Below are 19,571 nucleotides of genomic sequence, written 5' to 3' on the forward strand. Positions count from 1 at the left end.
CATTCGTCGAGTCGATTCAAACTATGACCCCGTTATTTCACAGTCCAGATAACAATGCCCCCAAAGCGAGCTTCATTGGCCCAGTACTCAATACCGTCCATGTAACAGGTATTGAATATCTACTTAAGTTGAATTTTTAGATTGTGATGAATCCCCATTCCCACCCTCATTAAATAAAACAATTAATCAGTGTATGGTCTGTAACATTTACAGTGATTTGTACCCCTGTGACAGTGCTGAGCATGCCCATTAATTGAAGATGCTGCTCATAACATCTACACTACTTTATGGCCCAACAGTTTTAGCTCGTTGGTTAGCTTTTACACTCGCCTTAATTGCCATTTAATTACCGATCACCATAATTATTCTAATAGATCAACTTGCCAGTTCATACTTTGAATTTTAGTGTCAAATTCTCGGTATTGTTTTGCCAGATAATCTAGCTTTTTTTGCAGTTTAACCACATTAACTGTACTGCACATCTTGATTTCTGTGCGACTATAGCGGTCTTGTAAATCGCAAGCTGACTCCACTAAAGCATTGAAGGCCTTGTAACGCATTGCCATTACATCACGTTTAGCGAGAGCATCACTTAAAGTTAATCCATCGCCAAAATCAGCTTGGGAATTAGTTCGGTTGATACACTGAATTAAGAGCTCTACTTGTGTGAACACTTCATCCAGTTCCTGCAATAGTTCTTGGGGATTTTCCGGTGGTTCTTCCCCTTCTTGAACTTTGGCTATTTTCACTAGACGTTGGCGTAGTTGAGTAACTTTGGTTTGACCATCAGCGCGTAGAATCAATGCTTCAGCAAGTTTCATAATAATTCCAGTTTAAATAAGTAGTGATTGTCAGAAAAATATTTTAAGATTGAGTCTCAGTAATCACAATTGAAAATATTAAGTTTCAAAGTATTTTGCTTTTTTACCTACTAGAAAATCATATTTATTGATATTTTTATGCTTTAGTTCTTTTAAATCTGCGTTTTTTGATTGAAATCATGGGAGATAAATGATGTTTTATGCCCCCATAATAATTAGTTAAATAATTTGCAAAATTTGATTAATATGCTGTTGTAAGCCTTGTAGATTGCCACAGTCTTGCCATAGCTGAGATTCAGATATACCTTTAGTTGGTAATTCGTGAATATTACCACCCATAGCAAGAATAGAAGGCCCAAGCAATTCTTTCTGGTGAGGTAACTGGGACCAATCGAATCCCTGTGGAGGCATCCAAATAGCTTTGACAACGCGGTAAATACCAAATTCCGTTTTCCGGGTGTCGTAAACAGTATCGTCTAGTACCTCAACGATATGGGTGACCTTGGCCTTTTGTACCAAAGCGATTAAATCACCTTTGTTGGGTTTTTGAGCATCAGTTTTATCGCTTTTCCATTCGAGGCGAAAAATTTTAGCCTCTGGGAGTGGCATGTCATCAGGATTAGCATAGGCCCAACCGCTGCCTGGATTGACATTTTTAAACCATTTCAGTTGTGATAAGTCCATTTTGAAAAACCTCGCATTAGTTTTGAAAAAAAACCTTTAGGTATTGACCTTTATGCAGAAATTGCCTTTAAAGATTCCTGCAATGTTAGAGCCGGTTTTAGGGTATCGAGATCTGCTTTGGTGATCACTTCCTCTTCTCCTTCTGCACATTCATAAACCATGTAAGTCCAAATGCCGGGATTACCAGCATCAGCGCTTTCCGCCTCATAGAAGGTGGTGGTGCCATCAGCCTCACATTCGTAGTAGGCAGAATAGACATCATCCCAATCGAGGTCATTTTCCCGGATAACGCGATTAACCTCAGCGAGGACACCGGCGATGTGGTGGGGTTGAGTTTCGACCTGAATAAGACGTACCTCAGACCAGATAAAGTTATGGAGTTCGAGGGCCATAAGTAATAAATCCCAATAAGTAATAAATCCTAAAAAGCTAGAGTGAAGTGTATAGCGAGAAAAGTAAAAATGTTGATGAAACACATACTAAGAGAACTTCCCGACAATGTCAACAGTTATTTTTGCAATAGAAGCGGGATTGATAGTGGATGCTTTATAACTAAAACTTTTGGCGGTTTCGTGCAAAGTCTAATTTCTGCAATGGTTATAGCCCATTGAGTGATGTTTCCACATGATGATTAAAGCCCATCTTTTTGGGCATCAAGAAAAAACATTGACATTTTTAGCTGTAATGACTAAGGTTGAATCTATGACCACCCTATTTGAACTTTCCCGGACATCCCCTTATTGGGACATCGATACTTTCGTGGAAGTTACCAATCGTTTTTTGCCCCAATATCTTGCGGGAAAACCGGTAAATGAGCGTTCAGAAAATGATGTGAATCCGCGTTTAGTGCGTTTTTATACGACTAAGGGAGTTTTGGCTAAGCCAGAAAAGGAAGGTCGAGAAGCCCGTTATCTCTACCGTCATCTCCTGCAACTACTGTTGATTCGGCGTCTGTTGAGTCAGGGTTACAGTCTGCCCTCGATTCAGCCGATTATGCAGGGCAGGAGTGATGAGGAGCTGGAAGGCTTGTTGCAAGGAGGAGTTCAGGTCAAGGCAGAAACGCGTAATCCAGCGATTGCCTTTTTGAGTCAGGTAAAAGCCCGCCAGGAAAGTAAAGTGAGTTTTCCAAAAACAGCGGCCCAGGACTTGCAAGTGTTTCAAACGCCTCGACCGGCTCAGTCCGAAGAACTTTCTCAATCAGAAGGGCTGATAGATCGGGTGACGGTTTCTCAGTGGCGGCGGGTGGAAATTTTGCCGGGTTTGGAGCTGAATATTCGTGAAGATTTTACGCCGCCGGTGACTCGTCAAGAGCTAACAAATTTGTGCCAGTTAATATCGCAAAAACTTCAAGTAATTTTTCAATTTAGGCAGGTATTGAAATGAAAATGCCCATGATTTCTTTGATTCCAATACATGGGGCGATCGCCCAGGGTCGCTCTGTAACTTTGGATGTGTTGATCAAAATTGAGCCGCCCATGGCGGAGCTTGATCATCATGCCCGTCCGCCCCTGAATCTGGGGTTTGTGCTGGATAAATCTGGTTCGATGCACGGCAATAAGCTGGATTATGCAAAACAAGCGATCACCTATGCGATTAGAGAACTTCTGCCGAGCGATCGCCTCAGCCTGACTCTGTTTGATACGCAGGTAGAAACCAAAATTCCCAGCACTCTCACTACGGATAAACAAAAATTGCTCGATATAGTCAAACTGATCCGTTCTGGCAGTTCGACAGCACTCCATGATGGTTGGGTGCAGGGGGGAATCCAAGTGGGTCAATATCTGAGCGATGATCATCTGAACCGCGTGATCCTCCTGTCCGATGGTTTGGCGAATGTGGGCGAAACAAATCCTGATGTGATCGCTAGTGATGTTCATGGACTGATGAAGGCTGGCATCAGTACCTCAGCCTTGGGGGTCGGGCGAGATTATGACGAAGATCTGCTAGAGGCGATCGCCCGCAGTGGCGATGGTAACTTCTTCCACATCGCCTCACCAGAAGATTTACCGCAAATCTTTGAGACGGAATTGCAGGGTTTAGCTACCACCATTGGGCGTTCTGTCACCTTAAAACTTGACCCCCAAGCAGGAACAACGGTTAAAGAAGTGCTGAATGATTTGGAGCGGGAGGAATCCGGGGCGATTAAGTTACCGAATCTAACCGTCGCTAATCCCCTAAAGGTGGTGGTGCGGTTGCGTATACCTGCTTGTGATGGGGCAACGGATGTCCTTGAGGTCGCCTTACAGTGGGAGAATACTGAACATGGCGAAACCTTGACCCAGACAGCCACTTTACAGTTACAGGTGGTAAACCCAGAACAACTGAGTGATTTTCCGGCCAACCCAGAAGTGCAAGAACAGGTGGCTTTGTTAATGGCAGCCCGGGCGCGCCAGGAGGCCATCGACCGTTTAGACCAGGGGGATGTGACCGGGGCAGTGCAATTTTTAAATGATTCAGCTAGGACACTAGAAGCCATGCCTGCTTCGGCTCCCTTAATGGAAGAATTGTCTAATCTAAAAGATTTAGCTGAGGATTTTGAGGCGGGCGATCGCCAAATGTCCCGCAAGCGAGCGATGGCGGAAAAGTATCATTTGAATCGCAGTCGATCGGCCCAATATGGTAAAAAACGACCGAAAGAATAATGGCACAATGCCCAAACCATGCAGCCTATCCCACCAAGTATTGTCTGAGCGATGCAAACAACCCTAAAAAACCTACCCCAACCCCTTGAGGCCATCGAACAATTCTGTGAACGCTGGCAGATTACAGAATTTGCCCTCTTTGGTTCCGTGTTCGGGATGACTTTTGCTCAGACAGTGATATTGATGTTCTGGTTACCTTTACCCCCGACTTCCAGCGAGGGTTTAACGAGACAGTTCAGATCAAGCAAGAGTTAGAAGCCCTCTTTGGTCGCAAAGTCGATCTGCTACTCCGGGCGATCGCCCGGAGTAGCAATTGGCTACGTCGTCGAAATATTCTTGAATCTGCTGAGGTGATCTATGCCAAGGGATCTTGAGAGTTTGATTGTTATTTAGCAGACTATTATATAATGAATATCTAAGCAATAAATATGCTCGGCTTAGCAGCTTTTATGGAAATCAAATAATCAATAGCTTGTAAAATAAATTTTAATAAAAATTTAAAATGGATAAACCAAAATCACTAGACAATCTTTTTGAGAAAAAAATATTCAGAATACCTGATTATCAGCGAGGATATGCATGGCAAAAAAGTCAGCTTAAAGACTTTTGGGAAGATCTAATTAATCTTCCGGATAATCGTTCACATTATACTGGCGTTCTTACTCTAAAAGAAGTTAAAAGCCATGATATTAAGGACACTGATAGTGAATATTGGCTTGTTGAAGATCACTCTTACAAAGTCTATCATCTTGTTGATGGTCAGCAACGTCTGACTACTTTTGTGATTTTTTTACAGACACTCATTGATGTTATTAAAGAAAAAAATAATCATTCTAACAAGAGTGAAAAGGAAATATACATTACAGATACTCTAAATTTAGAGACTGTAACCAGTCGATATTTATTTCAAGCGAAACCGCCAGATAATCTCTACAGAACTTATAAATTTGGTTATACGATTGATAATCCCAGCTATGATTATCTCAAATATAAAATCTTTAACGAAACTGGTGCTGGTTCAATTGAAGAGACATTCTATACACTCAACTTAAAGAATGCTAAACAGTACTTTTACGAACAGCTTAACAGCCTCTATTTGGATAGTGGCATTAAAGAAATTCAGGAGATTTATAAAAAACTAACCAAGAAATTTTTATTTAATGAATACGTCATCGAAGATGAATTTGACGTATTTGTTGCGTTTGAAACGATGAATAATCGGGGCAAGAAATTGTCAGATTTAGAGCTGCTTAAAAATCGTCTTATTTACCTGACAACACTCTATTCTGATGATGAGCTTGATCCTGCTGGAAGAGCTAGTTTAAGAAATGATATCAATAATGCTTGGAAGGAAGTTTATCATCAATTAGGCCGTAATGAAAAGCGCCCCTTAAATGATGACGATTTCTTAAAAGCGCACTGGATTATGTATTTTAAATATTCCAGGAAACGAGGAAATGACTACATTGATTTTTTACTAGACGAACAATTCTCTCCACAAAAAGTGCATAAAAAAATTGAGTATGAAGTTACCCTGGAACTACCAGAAGAGCAGCGAGCTGATTTTGAAAGTGATGAAACTGAAGCTGAAAATAATGATTTAGAAGAATCTTCCATAATCATGGCAGCATCATTGCAGCCACAGGATATTAAAAATTACGTTAATAGTCTGAAAGAATCAGCGGTACATTGGTTTAATTCCCATTATCCATATTTAGCAACCGGATTAGAAGAGAAAGAAAAGCATGCGCTAGATCGCCTAAATCGGATTGGCATGGGATATTTTCGACCCTTGGTAATGTCTCTTTTTAAGAAAGTAAAAAAATCAGATCAGAGAATTGAACTTCTTAATAAAATTGAGCGTTTTATTTTTATTGTTTTTCGTTTATGTCAATCTCGTAGCAACTATCGTGACAGTGAATTTTATAATGCAGCTCGTGAACTTGATCAAGGCGCTCTAAAACTCGAAGACATTAAAAACAAACTGACTAACTCTTCATCATTCTGTTTTAATGAAGACAAAACTTTCGATTCTAAATATTTTTATGATTATCTATATAAGCGTTTTAATAGTGGAGAAAGAAGCGGATATTATGGTTGGAATGGCCTGAGGTATTTTCTGTATGAGTATGAATTAAGTTTACTCTCTCAAAGTATACAGAAAAAAGTTACCTGGGAAGACTTATTAAAAACTCCTAAAGATAAGATTTCCATTGAGCATATCTTTCCTCAAAAGCCTACTGAAGCTTGGAAAGCAAATTTTTCTAATGTAGCGGAAGAAAATTATTATTACAGTGGCTCACTGGGAAATTTACTGCTACTATCCATGTCAATCAACAGTTCGCTACAAAATAACTCATTTAATGACAAGAAGCATCCAAAATTTGACGATTCAGGTAAAAAAATCCGTAATGGTTATTCTGATGGATCGCATTCTGAAATTGAAGTATCACAAGAAACAGACTGGAATCCCAAAAGTATTAAAGATAGAGGAATTAAGTTATTAAATTTTATGGAAGAACACTGGGATATTAGATTTAAGGGAGGTGCAAAAGAAGAACTGCTCTTTTTACTAAATAAATCTAATTCATAAAATTTAAATTACTCTCACTTTTCTCTATATTCATTTTTGAGCAATGCAGAAGTTATCGTTACAGTTAAATTTTGAGACGGCGGTCAATTACAATTTGTTAGTGGAGCATATCGGGAATCCCCTCATAACCTCAGTACAACTAGAAAACCAAGGAGAATTTGCTCTCCATGAGCTGGAGTTGGAAATTAAGCTGTTGTCTGGGAATCAAAATACCTGGAGAATGCCTCTACCGATGTTATCAGGAGGACAGGCTCTAGAAATTAATGATATTCGTTTTCGAATTGGTTCTGATTTACTACAGCAAATAGTAGAAGATGATGTTTTCTCGTTACAATTAACAATTAGCCAACAAGAAAAAACTTTAATTCAACAAACTCAAGAAGTAGAAATTAAAGCTTATAATACTATCAGTTGGTCTAGAGACCCTAAGGCTAGCTATGCTTGTTTTATAACCCCTAATCATCCAGTTATCCCTCAAATTCTAAAACAAACGAGTAAAAAACTCCTGAGTCAAAATTTGAAGGGAAGTCTGGAAGGATATCAGGCGGAAAGTACGCAACGAGTGCGTGAAATGACGCAGGCTCTCTATGAAGCTTTTGCGGATTTTGACATTTCTTATACTGATCCCCCTGCGGGAGTCTGGAGTGGTGGCCAAAGGATTCGCCTACCAGATCAGGTGTTAACTGAAAAATTAGGTACTTGTGCTGATCTGACACCTTTAGCTGCATCTTGCCTTGAGCAAATAGGACTATATCCAATCATTATTTTTTTAAAGGGTCATGTCTTGCCAGGTGTTTTTCTATTGGAAGAACTACCTCAAAAGTTACCAGCAATAATTGAAGATATTGGCCAAATAAAACATCTTATTGGATTGGGCACATTACTTATCTTTGATTCGTCTACCTATGCTAAACAACCTCAGCCACCTTTTTCAGAAGCCGTTAATAGAGCTAATGAGTATCTGGAAAAATTCGAATATGCAATTAATGTGTATCAAGCTAGGCGGAATGGTTTTACTCCGCTCCCAGTACGTATGAAAGTTGCAGTAGATAAGGATGAAGAGGTTTTATCGATTGCCCAACAAATTTTGCGAGATGCAGCAAAAAATTTAACTAATGAAGGTGATAATCAAACGACTTCTCAAGAATCTTCGACTGAACCTTTAAATGCGGTCGTTGCTTCTCGTTTACAAAGCTGGAAAGAGAAGCTATTAGATCTTTCATCTCGTAATCGTCTATTACATCTAAGCAATTTAGATTTTAGTAATCTTTATAGTCAAGCTTTTATTGATGCAGCTAGGAATTCTTTGGTGATGTTAGCAAATGTCATTGCCGACGAAAATTCCGAAGCAACAGAATATATTATTGATTTAGCTTCTACATTAGAAACCAATGATTTATTGATAAAAGATTTTAGTTTTGAAAGGCAATCAAATCTTAATTTTTATTTTTCCAAATTATTAGAATTAATACAAATTTCTCTTCCAGAAAGCTTTATAGAAAATGATTTAAAGCCAAGAATCATTCATTCTATCCAAAAAGCTGATGAAAAGCTTATTAAAAATCTAAAAAAAGGTAAGGCATCATTTATCTTTCTTTATACTCCCCCTGAATTATTAGGTAATCTTGAGGATCAAATTGCTAGTGGCCGTAGTTTGGAGTTAATTCCTGGAGGAGAATATACTTCTGGAGCGGAGGCGATCGCCCTTGCTACTAAAGAGTTAACTCAGGGCTACTGTCAAACTCGCTTAGTGCTTGGAGCCGACAGTCCTATGCCTGAGTCTCTGCTTTTTGAAGCAGGTCGTACTCTTGCTAAGGTAGCACGCATAGCAGAAGAGGAAACTGGTGCTAGTCCTTTATATCTAGCATTTGGCCTACTGCAATGGTGTGAGGAAAAATCTTCTGTGCCTCGACTAGCCCCTATATTTTTATACCCTATCGAAATTAAAGTTGACTCCAGAAAACGGCGAATCAGTATTAACCGCACTAAAGGGGAGGCAGTTGGCAATATCACTTTGGTAGAAAAGTTAAAGCGTAATTGTGATATTGATCTTAGTCACTTAGTTCAGTTACCAGAAGATGAGAATGGAGTTGATCTAGAAAAAGTATTTAATAATATTCGTCAAGCAATCTTAGCGAAACCTGGCTGGAAAGTTATTGAAACAGCAGTAATTACTAGCTTTACATTTGGTAAATTCTTACTTTGGAAAGATTTGCAAGACAACACAGAACAACTGCTCAAAAATAAACTGGTTCACTATATTGCTTCTGCTGGTCGAGAGTCTTTTTCTGATCCTCTCTCAAATTTTGACATAAAAAGTCTTGATCAAGAACCTTACCAAGATCTTCCATTAGTAGTAGATGCTGACTCTTCACAGTTGGCCGCAGTTTATGCAGCACTTAAGGGCAGGAGTTTTATCCTGCAAGGTCCCCCTGGTACAGGCAAGTCCCAAACTATTACTAATATCATTGCTGCTTGCATAGCCGCAGGGAAAACTGTCTTATTCGTAGCGGAAAAGCAAGCTGCTGTAGAAGTTGTTTATCGTCGTTTAACATCCGTAGGCTTAGGCCCCTTCTGTCTTGATCTTCATAGCCAAAGTAATCGCTTAGAAGTATCGGCATCTTTTGATGAAGCTCTACAGCAAAAAAAAGAATTTGATCAAGTTTTGCAACATAAAAAGGAACAAGAAGCCAACTGGAATGACTTTGGTGAGCAACTAGAATCTTTGCGTGAACAACTCAGGAAATATACTGATGCTCTTCATCGTCCTCATAAGATTGGTTTTTCATTATTTGATGCTTTAAATGAACAAGTCAAGCTTTCGCCCTTACAATCCTCACTAAAACTTCCTCCTGAGATTCAAGTGAAAAACTTGACAGCCAAAGATTTACAATCACAAATTCAAAAAATACAAGATTTTGTCAAAGTAGTCCAGAAAGGAGAAGATTGTAATCTTAATCCTTGGTCTTTTATTTCCGCAATTAATTGGTCTTTTAGCTTAGACCAGCAATTAGAATCTCAATTGCCAGATGCAAGAGATAAAATAAAACAATTGATGCTATGCATTCAAAACTATTTCCCTAATTTGGCACATAAACTGAATTGGGAAAAGTGTTTATCTCTAGCGACGATTGCTGACTTTACCTCTCTGAAAACACTACCTGTAAAACTCAATAAACCTAGTGAGTGGAAAGGATTCAAACAAACGACTCAAAAGTGGTTGGAAAATGTAGATGAATTGAATCAATGTCAACGTGAATTAAGTCAATTTTGGAAGCAAGAAATTTTTAATCAAGATTTAAAAAAGTTAGAGAAAAAGTCTGAATCTTTACTTTCTGCTTTTATCTTGATGCGTTGGATCGGTGGTTTCTTTTTTAGACGTCAGGTTCAACAGTGGTATAAAGGCAAAACACCAGGATTGAAAGAATTGTATAGAAAAATTCGTTCTCTCCAAGGTGTAGTTCAACTTCGGCAAGAAATTGATGATGATCGTAAATCCATTGAACAGCACTTAACTACCTGGAATGGAGAAGCAAAGCAACTAACCGCTTTAGTTGACGAATATCAAGCTATATTCTCAAGTCTAGAAAGTTTTCAAGATGAAGATTTATCTTTAGATAAACTCACTCAAATTCAAACAGAGTATTGGACAGCTTTAAAACAAAAAATTGATGCAGCCAAGGAAAGTTTTGGTATCCTTCAAAATGCTCTAGAAATTGAAGAATTCCCTCCCAGTTCTCAACGTCATTCATCCTTTGATGCGATTTTTCAGTGGCTTGAAGATTTAACTAGGAATCGCAAAAAACTTTATGCTTGGAGCCAATATAGTCAGATAAAAACTGAATTCATAAATTCTTCTATTGGCTCTATTCTTGAGTGGCTTGAATCTGAAACTATTCCTTTAGAAGAACTAGCCTCAACATATAAAGCTGTTGTCCTAAAAGTTTGGTTTCAGGAATCTTTTGATGCCGAGGAAGTTCTGCAAGATTTTAATGTTGATCGTCACAATATAACTATTCAAAATTTCCAAAAACTTGAAAAAGATTATCTAGAGTTAAGTCGTCGTTTTGTCAGGGCAAAAGTTTTGTCTCGTGTGCCAAATCTCGACCCTTCATTAAAGGGTTCAGAAGCTGCAGAGTTAAGTCGAGACATAACAAAAAAACAAAAACATCTCCCTGTTCGAACATTTTTTCAAAAAATCCCCAATCTTTTGCCACTTCTAAAACCTTGTCTGTTGATGAGCCCAATTTCTGTCGCCCAGTGTTTGCCAGCAGATGACCGTACTTTTGATTTGATTATTTTTGATGAAGCATCTCAGATTGAAACCCATGATGCTATTGGCACGATTGCCCGTGGGAAACAGTTAATTGTTGTGGGAGACAATAAACAAATGCCTCCTAGTAACTTCTTTGGGGGCAATGGCAATACAGACAGTACCAAAATACTATCTGAAGATACTGTTGAAGATTTAGAAAGCATTCTTGATGAAGCAATCGCCTGTAATCTCCCACAACAAATGCTTCAGTGGCATTACCGGAGTCGTCATGAAAGCTTGATTCTTTTTAGTAATCAACACTATTATAATAATAAACTTAATCTCTTTCCTGCTGCTACACAATCACATTCTAATCTGGGTCTGAAATGGCATCTGATTCTTAATGGATTTTATCAACCTAAAGAGCGAGTTAATAAACAAGAGGCCGATGCTTTAGTTGACTATTTATTTAAGCAGCTGCGTAAATATAAACCTGAAGAACGCAGTTTTGGGATTATTACTTTTAGCACTCCTCAACAGCTATTAATTGAAAAACTAATCAGAAAAAAGCTAGATAAAGACAACTCATTAGAAAAATGGTTTGACGAAAAAGATAATCTTGAATATTGCTTTATAAAAAATCTAGAAACAGTGCAAGGCGATGAGCGAGATGAAATTCTTTTTAGCATCTGTTATGCACCTCAAGCCAATGGAAAAATGTCGATGCAGTTAGGGCCTCTCAACCGACTAGGAGGAGAGCGACGATTAAATGTGGCTATTACCAGAGCGAGAACAGCTCTGCATGTCTTTTCCACTTTAACTGCTGCGGATATTGATCTAAATCGTACTAATGCCTTGGCTGTACGCCATCTTAAGGAATTTTTAGCCTTAACGGCCCAACTCAATCAGGAATCTAGAGATTCGCTGAGTTCTACGAAAAGTTTTGATAGTGAACTTCATAGACAGGTATATAGAGTATTAACAGAAGCTGGCTACGAAGTTGACTGTCAAATTGGTTGTGCCGAATATAGGATTGATTTTGGTATTCGACATCCTAACAAGAAATCTCAGTATATCTTGGGTGTAGAATGCGACGGGACAAGCTATATTGCTGCAGCCACAGTACGGGATAGAGATTGTCTTCGTCAGGCTGTTTTGAAGAATATGGGCTGGCAGATGTACCGAGTCTGGTCTATTGACTGGTTGCTGGATAGAGATGGTTCAGAACGTCGCTTATTACAAGCAGTAGAAAAAGTGATCAAAAATCTTGGACAAGATGAGGATAATTCACCGATTACTACTGACACTTCAGGAGTTTCAACGGTAACGAAAAATCAACTTAGACAAGCTCTTGTAGAATTCACTGAAGCAACTCCTGCAAAAGTATCTAATATTGCTTCTATCTCTTCTTCTCCGCTTCAAGATCCTGCAATTAATATGTCTCTAGGACAGCCTTATTTGATGGTAAGTCTAGATCTAGTTTCTGAATCGAGTCAAGAATTTTATGATGAAGCCTCAACTCTATTAATTGAAAAATTGTTACTGAAAATTGTTGATGTTGAATCGCCTATTAAATTATCTGAAACTGCTCAGCGTCTTAGTCAATGTTGGAGTTTTGGTCGCTTTACTCAAAGGGCTCTAAAGCGAGTTCAAGATTTAGTAGAAGTAATGGTTGAGCGTGGTGATGTTTACTTTGAGAATGAGGTTTTGTGGAAAAATTTAGAGCAGTCTCAAAGTTGGTGCGAATTCCGCATCCCTCCTACCGAAGGGAGAATATTAGAGCAAATTCCTAAAATAGAGATTATGAATGCAATGAAAACTATAGTTCAAGCATCTCTTTCGATAACTTCAGAAGACTTACTTCGAGAAACTCTATCTAAACTGACTACTACTAATCGCTTTACAAGTTCTCAACGTAAGATGCTAGAACCTATTCTTGAGGAACTTTTGGTGTCTAATCAGCTCCAGCAAAATGGTGATCGAATTAGTTGTTGAATTCTGTATGAGTTAGCGTAGGATTTTAGATTTAATTTACGAAATAATATACACTACGCAATATCTAATTGAATTTTGTGGCTTATGACTGAAACTCTCTCAGTGGCTGAAATTTGTCAGACTATCTACGGTGAACCCGTTGAGGTCATCGACTGGGATACTGAACAGAGTGAAGACAAGTTTGAAGTTAAAATCCTCTTTCGGGAGCAGCGGCGGGGCTGGTACCTCGAAATGGTGATTACCCAGACCCAATCCGGGAAAAACTTCTCCAGTCACCGAGTTCTACCTCTGTTTCTGCCCCTCCTAGACCCAGACGAAACCCAATGGCATGCCTTAACCCAGGAAGCAAGTGAGGCGGATTGGCAGGCCCTAGATCAGTTATTTGCCCTATCCCGCCAATTGTCTGAAACCAATATCGCCTTTGCCGGTGCGGACATCGTTGGGGAAGAAGTTGCCGATGAAGCCATGGACACTTTTGGCTTCTATGTCCCCGATGAAGAATTACTGCCGGTCTTCATTTGGTGGAATCTTGACTACCAACTAAAGCTGATTGTCTATTTCAAGCACCCAGAACGGTTTGCTGGCGAGGTCATGTTCCAGGACGATAACACCGATGAGTGTGAAGTTTATGCTTCCCTCACCGAGGCGATCGCCCGCCTAGAACAAAAAATTGCCTACTATCGCGACGAAGCATAGCCAATCGTCAAGGCTAGGTCTTCCCTGCAATGAAGTCCATGAAGGACATTTACCCATTGTTAACAAAATATCATCGGCCAACTTCCCAGTTCAAAATATATTGTTCCTGTTCCCTCGTTTCTGGCGATCGCCGATACATCGATTTAGGACATGCCTGCCAAAGTTTATGCAAGCAATCGAGTGCGACTTCACCACCCCGAGCATGGCGTGCTAGCCAGCATCCAACAATCACACCTGTGCGTCCTACACCGCCCCAACAATGAATGTAAACCACTCGGTTCTGTTCAATATAGCGATCAATGGTGTCCAAAACTGTGACCACCAGATCAGGAGACGCCGGGATTGAAACATCTGGGATTGCAAAGCGATGATGAATAGCCTTACCCTCGATGAGATTTGTATAAGGTTTTAGGCCCTCATCAACTTCCGTCAGATCGATGAAAGCCATCACGCCAGCATCGAGTAAAGCGTCAAGTTTTTCCTGTGAAGACTGTTCATCCTTATTCCTGGGATACTCTCCTGCTAATAGCTTACCGGGTAGTACCCAGTAACAATGTTTGACGGGTCTATTCATTGGGGTTCACTTTACTCCGCAATAATTACTTGTAAAATGGCGATCGCCTGTTCAATTACCCTAGCTGGCAGAATTTTACGACCTCCAGTTGGATTTATAATACGAACAGTTTCCCCACGCTTGGGATACATCGTCGTAATCTAAAGTAACTCCTGTCCCGTCGCTTGCGTCTCTAAAAACCCTTGCACATCATCGAGATATTGAAAATTTTCAGGGATACTGGCTAGTACATCATCTAATGTTAGAGTCTGAGGCTTTTGACGAATGATGAGAGTTTCACCCTGTTCCTGCAACTCCAGAATGCAGGTATCATCCCAGCCTAAACTTTCTACGAGACGATGGGGAACACGAAAACCCAAACTATTACCCCACTTTTTTAAGCGTATATCCATAAACGCCTCTCAATATTGTCTTACGTATAGTTTTAGACCACTTTACAAATAGTTTAGAGAAAGATAGTGGGGTGAGAGTCTAATGTTTAGACGATCGCCTTGGCTTTTCCTATTTTGAGAAGGTCTTGGGCCACCTGAAGAAAATTAGACAAAATCGAGGAACAGGCTACCCATAACGTTATGGGTAATTTCTAAAAGCGCTCAAAAACGCACGCCTTAGATCCCACCCAATCAAACAAAACTACAGATCGAACTCCATCAAAAATTCTCTCTGCTACTTCTAAAGGGCGATCGCCTTTTTAAGGCTTGGTAATTACCCATAACGTTATGGGTAATGTAAAATATCTTCAGGTAAATTTCAGGTCAACCTGTGAGCGTTATTAGTATTGTTAACCAAAAAGGTGGCTGCGGTAAAAGTACAACGGCGGTACATTTTGCCTACTGGCTTGCCCAAAATAGAAGCGTTACTTTGATTGATGCCGATGCCCAACAATCCAGCTCTAGCTGGCTGTCATGCCTACCTAAAGAGATTCCTCACACGGCAATTCTTGACCCAGAGGCCCTTTTCGAGGCGATTGAGGAAGCCAGCAGTCAGTATGAAGTCGTCGTTGTTGATGGCCCCGGCAGTTTAAGTGAGATTACTAAAACAATTCTCGATATTTCTGATTTGACCCTCGTTCCTTGCCAACCTTCTGGCCTTGATCTCAGCAGTAGCAGTAAAATTCTCCAAGTCATTCGTCAACGGCAAAAGGTACGTAGTGGTCAGCCCAAGGTTGGCTTATTTCTCAGTCGAGCTGTCAAAGGAACTGTTCTCCTCAAGGAAGCGCAACAAGCCCTGAGCCAAGATCAACGGTTTCCTCTCATCAATGCCGCCATCTACCAACGGCAATGTATCTCTGATGCGCCTATTCAAGAGGCGACCGTTTTTGATTTAGCAGGATCGGCAGCGAAAGCAGCCCAGCAAGATTATGAAAGTTTATTTGTGGAGGCTTTGAATTACCTTGGCTAGACGTACTGTAGGGAATTATTTAGCAGAGTTACCGACCGAACCGGAATCTTTTGTGGCGATCGCCAATATTCGCCTCCCAGAGAGTCAGCCCCGTCGCTACTTTGACCCAGAGAAAATTCAACAGCTTGCGGCTTCGATCCAAGAATATGGCATTTTAGAGCCGCTCTTGGTGCGGCCAGTCCCCCACCAAGGAAACCATTATGAGTTAGTCGCAGGTGAACGCCGATATCGTGCGGCAATGCAGTTAGATCTTAAAACTGTGCCAGTCGTCATTCGAGATTTAAATGATCAACAAGCCTTAGCGATCGCCCTCGTGGAAAATCTCACCCGTGAAGATCTCAACCCTGTCGAAGAAGCTGAAGGAATCCTCAAGCTCTTAGAAATAGAATTGGCAGTAGATCGCAAAGAAATCAAGAGTTTGCTCTACAGTCTGGATAATGAAAAAAAAGGAAAAGTAATTACCCATAACGTTATGGGTAGCCCAAAAGGGGATCAGATCGAAGCCGTTTTTACAAAGCTAGGTCAAAACTGGGCATCGTTTACCGCTAACCGCTTACCGCTACTAAATTTACCTGAAGATATTTTAGAAGCGCTACGGCGGGGTGAGATTGCCTACACTAAAGCAAAGGCGATCGCCCGCCTCAAAGATTCTGAAGCACGCAGCCAGTTACTACAAACTGCAATCCGTGACAATTTATCCCTGAATGAAATCAGAAAGCGGATTAACGAGTTGGCAGTCAACACCGCAGAAGAAAAACCACAATCACGAATTGACCAAACAGCAAAGCGACTCAAGGCCACACGTCTTTGGGAAAAGAACCCTGAAAAATGGCATCAGATGCAAGCCTTACTCGCACAAATTAATGCCCTAATCACCGAAGCATCAAATTGATTTTCAGGGATTAGGGCAAGTCACTGATATCCAACAGTCATCGCGCAACTAATTGATTTTATCGATCGTTGCAGTAGAAATTCTTTTTAGCCAATCGCCATGACGCATCATCAAACAATCTTCGATCAAATGTGCTTGCTGATCCGCCAGCTGTTCTCTCTCTAGACGATCGTACACCAAAGCTGGTTTCTCAAAATTTTGATTACTCAGGGATACCCTTGACACCTCACCAGGAATAGGACTGAAGCTAGTGCGACTTAAATAAATCTCCGGCCGGTAAATTCGCTGAAAGTTTGCCATCACAGCAATTAGCGATGCCATGTAAATATCTGTCTCCTCTTGGAGGGCCTTTGAGCTATAAAATGCAAGCGGCGCCGGCAATCCTTGGGGCATAAAGAACTGAGCTTGTAATCCCATTTGTGCGAAGTATCGATCGGTGAGGCTGGGAGATTCTGTTTTGTACTCTCTGCCAAGAATTGAGTGCTGGTACTGCGTAGCAACGTAAGTGTGATTCTGGGCGATGCTGATACAGACTGCGAGGGGGGTTTTTATGACTCCATCGGCTCCAAACTGAAGGCGGGTCAGCAAGCCATGCAGCCTACCAAACGACGCCCATTCCTGAGACGAAGCCTTTGTACGCACCAAACTTGGGAGTACGACCCGAAAGTCATAGTCACGCAGATAGGAAGAGAAGTTGAGCCCTGTTGGACCTGGGTAAAGGCGACCATTGTGTTGATCGAGGATGCTAGCTCGCATTACCTCGGTTAAAAGAATATTACTGCTGCTAAACTCTTCAGTTATGTGGCCGTAGATGCTGAGAATTTCCAGCCGAATCTAATATCGCCGATGAGTAATACTACTGGTAAGGATACGATTAAGATCGCTGTTTACAAGTTCAAGAAATGTGCTGATGCGCTGCTTGTTATGGTCAGAATCACGAGCAAAGTTAGCAAAGTTCATTGAAGCACGTGTATTTTCCCCTATTGAATAGCTAGTATCGTACTTCGTGGTTTTCACCGTGAATGAGATGTCTTTGGATGCCTTCATGTCGCGGGGTCGACGCAAACGCGATTGTATTTTTTCTAATCTAGCATTCTTGACCCGTATGCTCAGACGAATTTCTGCAATATGAGTGATTAAAGCGACAGATCAATTTTTGTTGTGAGTAGTTCTAGCCTTTTATATTCCTAGCTTATATTATCTTCACTTTCGAGGTCGAGGTCTTAGATAGTGAGCGCCTAAGTTCTAGAAAGGCAAGCTGATTCGGGGTATTTCGCCTGATACATTGAGTATATAACGTGAATTCAGGATAAGAGAATTTAACAATCGATAAAGATTGCAAGGCTGTCAAAGAGGCAGCAGGGCATCTAAAGCTACTAAAAATCGTGTTGGTGGTGAATTTCCCAGAAATCACCAGACCACTTCACAGTCTAGAAAACAAAGATAAAAAAGTAATTACCCATAACGTTATGGGTAACTTAAAAGGAGATTAGACCGAAACTGCTTTTACGGAGCTAAGTCAAAATTGAGCATTGTTGATGACGAAGAGCTTACTGCTACCAGACTTACTTAAAGATATTCCAGAAGTTCTCCACAAGTTTAGGATTGCCCATCTCCCAAAAAAAGGATTGCCTTTTTGATTAACCGTGACAACCGGGGCACTGAAAAATAGATTCACCAAAATCAGCCTAAGCTTGACAAAATAAAGCTTTTGTTAAATTTAAGTTTATTCATGATTTTTTTCACTTTCTTTGGCAGAGAATACTTATTGTTCTTATCGTTATCTTAGTTAAATTGGCTGTGAATACTAAAAAATTGTCAATAATTAAGGATTTTTGGGAAAAATTATCAGAAAAGACATAAATCTTTGATTTTTTACCTTGAATCCCAAAAACAATACAAAAGTACTTAATTGAATAGGCTCGTTCAACTCTTAAGACATACTGAAGTTACTATTTTAGATAAATCTTTTGCCGTGACCTTAACTATTCAGCTCCATCTCAGTTCAATCCGCCATTATCAAAGCTGGTCATATCAGATTTTAAGCATTGAGTTAATAGCTAAAGATCGCCTGACTAATCCCACTGATCTTCAATATTTAAGCATTCCTGAACATTTAGATACCACAGGTGGTGTTGTAATTTCTGGTCGTGCTCCTATTTGGCTTTATAGCTATTTGGTACATGAGCTTCACCCAACAGCATGGGTTGCTTGTTATGATCCGCGTCTTGGAGCGGTTGTGGTTGCCACTCATTCAACTCAAACTAAAATTGGTCAGGTCTTACCTATTGATCTTAAAACTAAACGAACATCTCTGTCCCTAGCTCCTGCTCTACTAATCGTTGGGCCACCAGACAGTGGAAAGAGTATTTTATCTCATCATCTTTTTCAGCATTTACTTTCATCTTTTCCCAATATTTATTTACAAAGAGCAAATTGGGATGGTGAAGGGAATTGGATTTTAGAAGCACCGTTAACACCAGACATACAAGAGGAACATAAGCTCAATAATAAGGGTCAATTAACAGATAATTTTTTTGCTTACCATGCTCAATGTATTCTAAGTTTACGGCGACAAAAAGATCTTATCTTAGTAGATGTTGGAGGTAAAATTGATCCTCAAAAAGATCCGATTCTTGAGGCTTGTAGTCATTATTTAATTATTAGTTCTAAACCGGAAGAGATTGATAAGTGGCATGAATTTTGTCGTGATCGTGGCAATCTTCTGCCCATAGGTGTCATTCATAGCATTCTAGAATCTACCATTGAAATTCATCAACAAGAGCCTTTTATTGAAATGACTTGCGGTGTTTGGAAAATGGGGCAAAAAACACCTATCCCAGAAGTATTTATACAGAGAATTCAACAATTAATATCCAATAAATAAGATCCAGTCAGGATTATTATTCAATGAATAAAATATCTAAATAAGTATCATTTTTTATCTGGCTTCGTTTAATCACAAATACAAAAATTCACTAAAAATATGAACTTTATGACTTTTTTATTGCCCAGAAC

The 19,571-nt window shown here is 40.0% G+C and carries 13 protein-coding genes and 2 pseudogenes; 9 read left to right on the plus strand and 6 right to left on the minus strand.

The window, feature by feature from the left end:
- Nucleotides 1-362: 362 nt before the first annotated feature.
- The 3 genes from ACZ45B_RS14795 to ACZ45B_RS14805 all read right to left on the minus strand — a co-directional run bounded on the left by ACZ45B_RS14795 (nucleotide 363) and on the right by ACZ45B_RS14805 (nucleotide 1,897).
- Entirely contained in the window at nucleotides 363-821 is a 459-nt protein-coding gene (locus ACZ45B_RS14795) for a DIP1984 family protein (protein WP_024547184.1), read from the minus strand.
- Between the two features lie 219 nt (nucleotides 822-1,040).
- Nucleotides 1,041-1,505 (minus strand): hypothetical protein, encoded by a 465-nt coding sequence (locus ACZ45B_RS14800; RefSeq protein ID WP_024547183.1) that lies wholly within the window; start codon nucleotides 1,503-1,505, stop codon nucleotides 1,041-1,043.
- Between the two features lie 50 nt (nucleotides 1,506-1,555).
- Nucleotides 1,556-1,897 carry a hypothetical protein gene (locus ACZ45B_RS14805; RefSeq protein ID WP_024547182.1) on the minus strand — a complete coding sequence of 114 codons (342 nt, stop codon included), beginning with the start codon at nucleotides 1,895-1,897 and terminating at the stop codon, nucleotides 1,556-1,558.
- Between the two features lie 292 nt (nucleotides 1,898-2,189).
- Between ACZ45B_RS14805 and ACZ45B_RS14810 the strand changes: the two genes are divergently transcribed.
- From ACZ45B_RS14810 to ACZ45B_RS14835, 6 genes and pseudogenes are all read left to right on the plus strand, one after another.
- On the plus strand, nucleotides 2,190-2,888 hold the full coding sequence (locus ACZ45B_RS14810; RefSeq protein ID WP_236612555.1) for a MerR family transcriptional regulator: 699 nt from the start codon (nucleotides 2,190-2,192) through the stop codon (nucleotides 2,886-2,888).
- An 8-nt stretch (nucleotides 2,889-2,896) separates the two neighbouring features.
- A complete protein-coding gene (locus ACZ45B_RS14815) occupies nucleotides 2,897-4,147 on the plus strand; it encodes a vWA domain-containing protein (RefSeq protein ID WP_464675045.1) in 1,251 nt (416 codons plus the stop codon).
- Nucleotides 4,148-4,198: 51 nt separating this feature from the next.
- Nucleotides 4,199-4,521: pseudogene (locus ACZ45B_RS14820) on the plus strand (nucleotidyltransferase family protein).
- Nucleotides 4,522-4,649: 128 nt separating this feature from the next.
- Nucleotides 4,650-6,740 (plus strand): DUF262 domain-containing protein, encoded by a 2,091-nt coding sequence (locus ACZ45B_RS14825; protein WP_464675046.1) that lies wholly within the window; start codon nucleotides 4,650-4,652, stop codon nucleotides 6,738-6,740.
- 43 nt (nucleotides 6,741-6,783) lie between these two features.
- Nucleotides 6,784-12,990: a DUF3320 domain-containing protein gene (locus ACZ45B_RS14830; RefSeq protein ID WP_464675047.1), complete on the plus strand. Its 6,207-nt coding sequence runs from the start codon at nucleotides 6,784-6,786 to the stop codon at nucleotides 12,988-12,990.
- 84 nt (nucleotides 12,991-13,074) lie between these two features.
- A complete protein-coding gene (locus tag ACZ45B_RS14835; protein WP_024547169.1) occupies nucleotides 13,075-13,686 on the plus strand; it encodes a hypothetical protein in 612 nt (203 codons plus the stop codon).
- Nucleotides 13,687-13,756: 70 nt separating this feature from the next.
- Here ACZ45B_RS14835 and ACZ45B_RS14840 read toward each other — a convergent pair whose 3' ends face one another.
- Both ACZ45B_RS14840 and ACZ45B_RS14845 read right to left on the minus strand, forming a co-directional pair.
- Nucleotides 13,757-14,260 (minus strand): protein-tyrosine phosphatase family protein, encoded by a 504-nt coding sequence (locus ACZ45B_RS14840; protein WP_464675048.1) that lies wholly within the window; start codon nucleotides 14,258-14,260, stop codon nucleotides 13,757-13,759.
- Nucleotides 14,261-14,400: 140 nt separating this feature from the next.
- Nucleotides 14,401-14,652 carry an AbrB/MazE/SpoVT family DNA-binding domain-containing protein gene (locus ACZ45B_RS14845; RefSeq protein WP_024547093.1) on the minus strand — a complete coding sequence of 84 codons (252 nt, stop codon included), beginning with the start codon at nucleotides 14,650-14,652 and terminating at the stop codon, nucleotides 14,401-14,403.
- A gap of 370 nt (nucleotides 14,653-15,022) precedes the next feature.
- Here ACZ45B_RS14845 and ACZ45B_RS14850 point away from each other — a divergent pair, with 370 nt between their 5' ends.
- Nucleotides 15,023-15,661, plus strand: coding sequence for a ParA family protein (locus tag ACZ45B_RS14850; RefSeq protein WP_024547092.1), 639 nt, complete (start codon nucleotides 15,023-15,025; stop codon nucleotides 15,659-15,661).
- On the plus strand, nucleotides 15,654-16,553 hold the full coding sequence (locus tag ACZ45B_RS14855) for a ParB/RepB/Spo0J family partition protein (RefSeq protein WP_464675049.1): 900 nt from the start codon (nucleotides 15,654-15,656) through the stop codon (nucleotides 16,551-16,553). Before ACZ45B_RS14850 ends, ACZ45B_RS14855 begins: the two co-directional genes overlap by 8 nt.
- Nucleotides 16,554-16,601: 48 nt before the next feature.
- On the opposite strand, the pseudogene ACZ45B_RS14860 reads toward ACZ45B_RS14855, so the two are convergent.
- Nucleotides 16,602-17,600, minus strand: a pseudogene (locus ACZ45B_RS14860) (putative oxygenase MesX).
- A gap of 928 nt (nucleotides 17,601-18,528) precedes the next feature.
- Here ACZ45B_RS14860 and crn3 point away from each other — a divergent pair.
- A complete protein-coding gene (gene crn3, locus ACZ45B_RS14865; protein ID WP_024547090.1) occupies nucleotides 18,529-19,440 on the plus strand; it encodes a CRISPR-associated ring nuclease Crn3/Csx3 in 912 nt (303 codons plus the stop codon).
- Nucleotides 19,441-19,571 lie beyond the last annotated feature (131 nt).

This window comes from Picosynechococcus sp. NKBG15041c, from assembly GCF_055380235.1.